Source organism: uncultured Olegusella sp. (assembly GCF_947253395.1).
Classification (GTDB): domain Bacteria; phylum Actinomycetota; class Coriobacteriia; order Coriobacteriales; family Atopobiaceae; genus Olegusella.
The window spans coordinates 1-2,884 of record NZ_CAMXYY010000155.1 but is presented as its reverse complement, the minus strand read 5'-3'; the positions used below and the strand labels follow the sequence as shown (position 1 = coordinate 2,884).

Genomic DNA, 2,884 nt, shown 5'->3' with positions numbered 1-2,884 from the left:
GTATTGCCGCCTGCGAACGTCATTGTCGTGAGCGCTTTGCTGCAGGTGAGTCCTTTGCAGAATTGCTTGCTCAGCCAAGTGCTATGCACATTCCACAGTCTGTCTTGTAATGACCGCATCGAACAGGTTATTTGGTATCAACTCGCATATGCGATGGTACATATCGAGAGTCTTTTGATTGGAGAAACAAATGAGCAAACTGGCAGTTGTGTACTGGACAATGACTGGCAATACCGAAGCTATGGCCCAGGCCGTAGCTGATGGTGCAACCGATGCAGATGTTATCGCGGTAGCCGACTTTAGTGCTGATAGAGTTGCAGACTATGACGCCTTTGCTTTTGGTTGTCCTGCGATGGGCGCGGAGGAGCTTGATACTGACGAATTTGAGCCTGTTTGGGATGAGTGCTGTCCTGAGTTTGGTGACAAGCCCGTTGGTCTGTTTGGATCTTATGACTGGGGTACTGGCGAATGGATGGAGACTTGGAAGTCCCATGCCGAGGAGGCTGGTGTCCAGGTGATTGATACGGTTATTGCCAACCTCGAACCCGATGATGATGCAATTGAGGCTTTGAAGAATCTGGGTGCAAAGCTTTCTGCCTAAGTGCTGTTTAACGCTGAGATAAGAAAACATATCCTACCGATCAAAATGGCAGGGGTGCTTATGTCACCCCTGCCATTTTGGTAAAAGTTTCTGTCATGGTTGCAGTACTGAGCGTAGGCATATTGTTTGGTGTGCGGTTTTGCCTAATCCTTGTGCTTGGCCAGGCATTCCTCGCAGGTGCCATAAAATACGGTCTGCCACGGATCAATCCTAAATCCGTGCTCTTTTTCGATGTGTTCGCGAATTCCAGATAACTCATCACAGTGCAGGTGAATGAGCTTGCCACATTCGCGACAAAGACAGTGAAAACAGGCTGGCTCGTCGTGATTGCCCTGATCACCCACGTATTCATAGCAGGCAGCATGACCACGAGCATCAGGCATTTTATGTACCTTTCCCTCACTCTCAAGCTGCATAAGTGTGCGATATACCGTTGCGATACTGCTCGCATAGCCGTCCTCAGCAACAGCTTGGGCAAGAGTCTGGGCAGTGATATGATTGCCAGCATTCTTTCGGAGTGCAGAAAGAATTGCTTCACGTTGTTTGGTTTTGTAACGCTGTCTTGTCATATTTGCTTTCAACTTTCTAGCTAGCCCACGACGAATTTTTGCGGTTAAACCACTGGATTTGAGAACGATTGCATATCGTAGCACGATGCAAGATTGGCTAAACTACAACAAGCAACTCTTTGCATAATTTGTATATGCCAAAACGGGGGAATCTTATGTTTAGTATTGATATGACAATTGGCCAAGAAGAAAAAGATGTACTGCTTGAGTTGTCCTTGCGTTTTCCACTATACAAAAGTCGCATATCTAAGGTTCGTATTTTTGTTGCAGTAGCCGCAGTAGCATCATTTGTTTTTGTACTGTTAGACTACGGATTTTGGTTTCGAGTATTAATGGCAGCTGCAACCATATTTTTTGCTTGGTATGCCGCAATAGGTTACAAGTGGGTATACGGCAGGAGTTTTAAGAAAATGCAGCGTTCGATGGACGAACGTTTTGTGTCAAACAAACGTCACTATGAACTTGATTCACAAGGTATCACTTCTACTTCTCAGGTGGGTAAGGCTCAAAACAACTGGGAAGCATTTGAGGTTTGGGGAATCTATCACTCCTATGTATATATTCGGCGTTTTGACGGTGGCATAGTGCTACTTGACCAACGACTGCTGGTTGATAGCGAGCGGGAAGAGCTTTTTGACATACTAAAAGCCTCGGGCGTTTCGCGCGAGTCTGAGGCGAAATAACTTACAACTAAAAGCAGCGTCAAAGTGTCTTGAGAGTTTAGCTCTCAAATTGAGTATGTAGCATTCTGCTTTAGTATCTTGCGCCAAGTTGACTAATCTGCGTGTTTTGATGCCGTTTTACTACGGCTCGTTGATATACCTTGTGCTGATTTCACGCGAGGTCGTTATTGATTCAAAAATGAAAAGTTTCCTTAATCTGACTTTTATCATGGATTTTGCAGTTTAAATGTATGATATAGCTAACTAATGGATAACCTACTTGATAAGTAGGAAATATTCCACTGCGTGAAAGGGGATTGTATGAGCAAAATCGCAAAAGTATATGGTCGCGAAGTTTTGGATTCCCGTGGTAATCCCACGGTTGAAGTTGAGGTAACTCTTGAGGATGGCAGCTTTGCTCGCGCTATCGTTCCGTCTGGCGCGTCTACTGGTGAGTTTGAGGCTGTAGAGTTGCGCGATGGTGATAAAAACCATTACCTTGGTAAAGGTGTTTCGCAGGCGGTGGCCCATGTTAACGATGAGTGCCAAGTCATTGTGGGCATGGATGCCCACAATCAGCGCGCTGTTGATCATGCTTTGATTGCTGCTGATGGCACACCTAACAAAGGAAAGCTTGGTGCAAATGCTATTTTGGGCTGCTCACTTGCTGTTGCTCGTGCCGCTGCTATCTCTGCTGGTCTGCCTCTGCATGAGTATTTAGGCGGTGCTGGTGCGCATACTCTGCCAACTCCGATGATGAATGTTCTTAATGGCGGCGTACATGCCGATAACAACGTTGACTTCCAGGAATTCATGATTATGCCCGTAGGTGCTCCGACCTTTAAGGAGGCTCTGCGTTGGTGTGCTGAGGTCTATCACACCCTCAAGAATGTTCTCAAAGAGGCTGGCCTTAATACCGGTGTTGGCGATGAGGGTGGCTTTGCTCCTAACCTCAAGACTAATGCTGAACCCTTTGAATACCTCATGCGTGCGGTCAAAGAGGCTGGTTTTGAGCCAGGCCGTGACTTTATGTTTGCTATGGACCCCGCGAC

3 protein-coding genes and 1 pseudogene are annotated in these 2,884 nt (G+C 46.4%); 3 read left to right on the top strand and 1 reads right to left on the bottom strand.

The genetic code is table 11. The features are described 5' to 3' along the window. The first annotated feature begins 190 nt into the window (after positions 1–190). Positions 191–601 carry a flavodoxin domain-containing protein gene (locus Q0X25_RS08270; RefSeq protein ID WP_298581159.1) on the top strand — a complete coding sequence of 137 codons (411 nt, stop codon included), beginning with the start codon at positions 191–193 and terminating at the stop codon, positions 599–601. 143 nt (positions 602–744) lie between these two features. On the opposite strand, the gene Q0X25_RS08265 is transcribed toward Q0X25_RS08270, so the two are convergent. Then, positions 745–1,170 carry a Fur family transcriptional regulator gene (locus Q0X25_RS08265; RefSeq protein ID WP_298581156.1) on the bottom strand — a complete coding sequence of 142 codons (426 nt, stop codon included), beginning with the start codon at positions 1,168–1,170 and terminating at the stop codon, positions 745–747. A 155-nt stretch (positions 1,171–1,325) separates the two neighbouring features. On the opposite strand from Q0X25_RS08265, the gene Q0X25_RS08260 reads away from it, so the two are divergent. Together Q0X25_RS08260 and eno are read left to right on the top strand one after the other, a co-directional pair. Beyond that, a complete protein-coding gene (locus Q0X25_RS08260) occupies positions 1,326–1,853 on the top strand; it encodes a hypothetical protein (RefSeq protein ID WP_298581153.1) in 528 nt (175 codons plus the stop codon). Positions 1,854–2,153: 300 nt separating this feature from the next. Beyond that, positions 2,154–2,884 (top strand): annotated as a pseudogene (gene eno, locus Q0X25_RS08255) (phosphopyruvate hydratase); the annotation flags it as partial.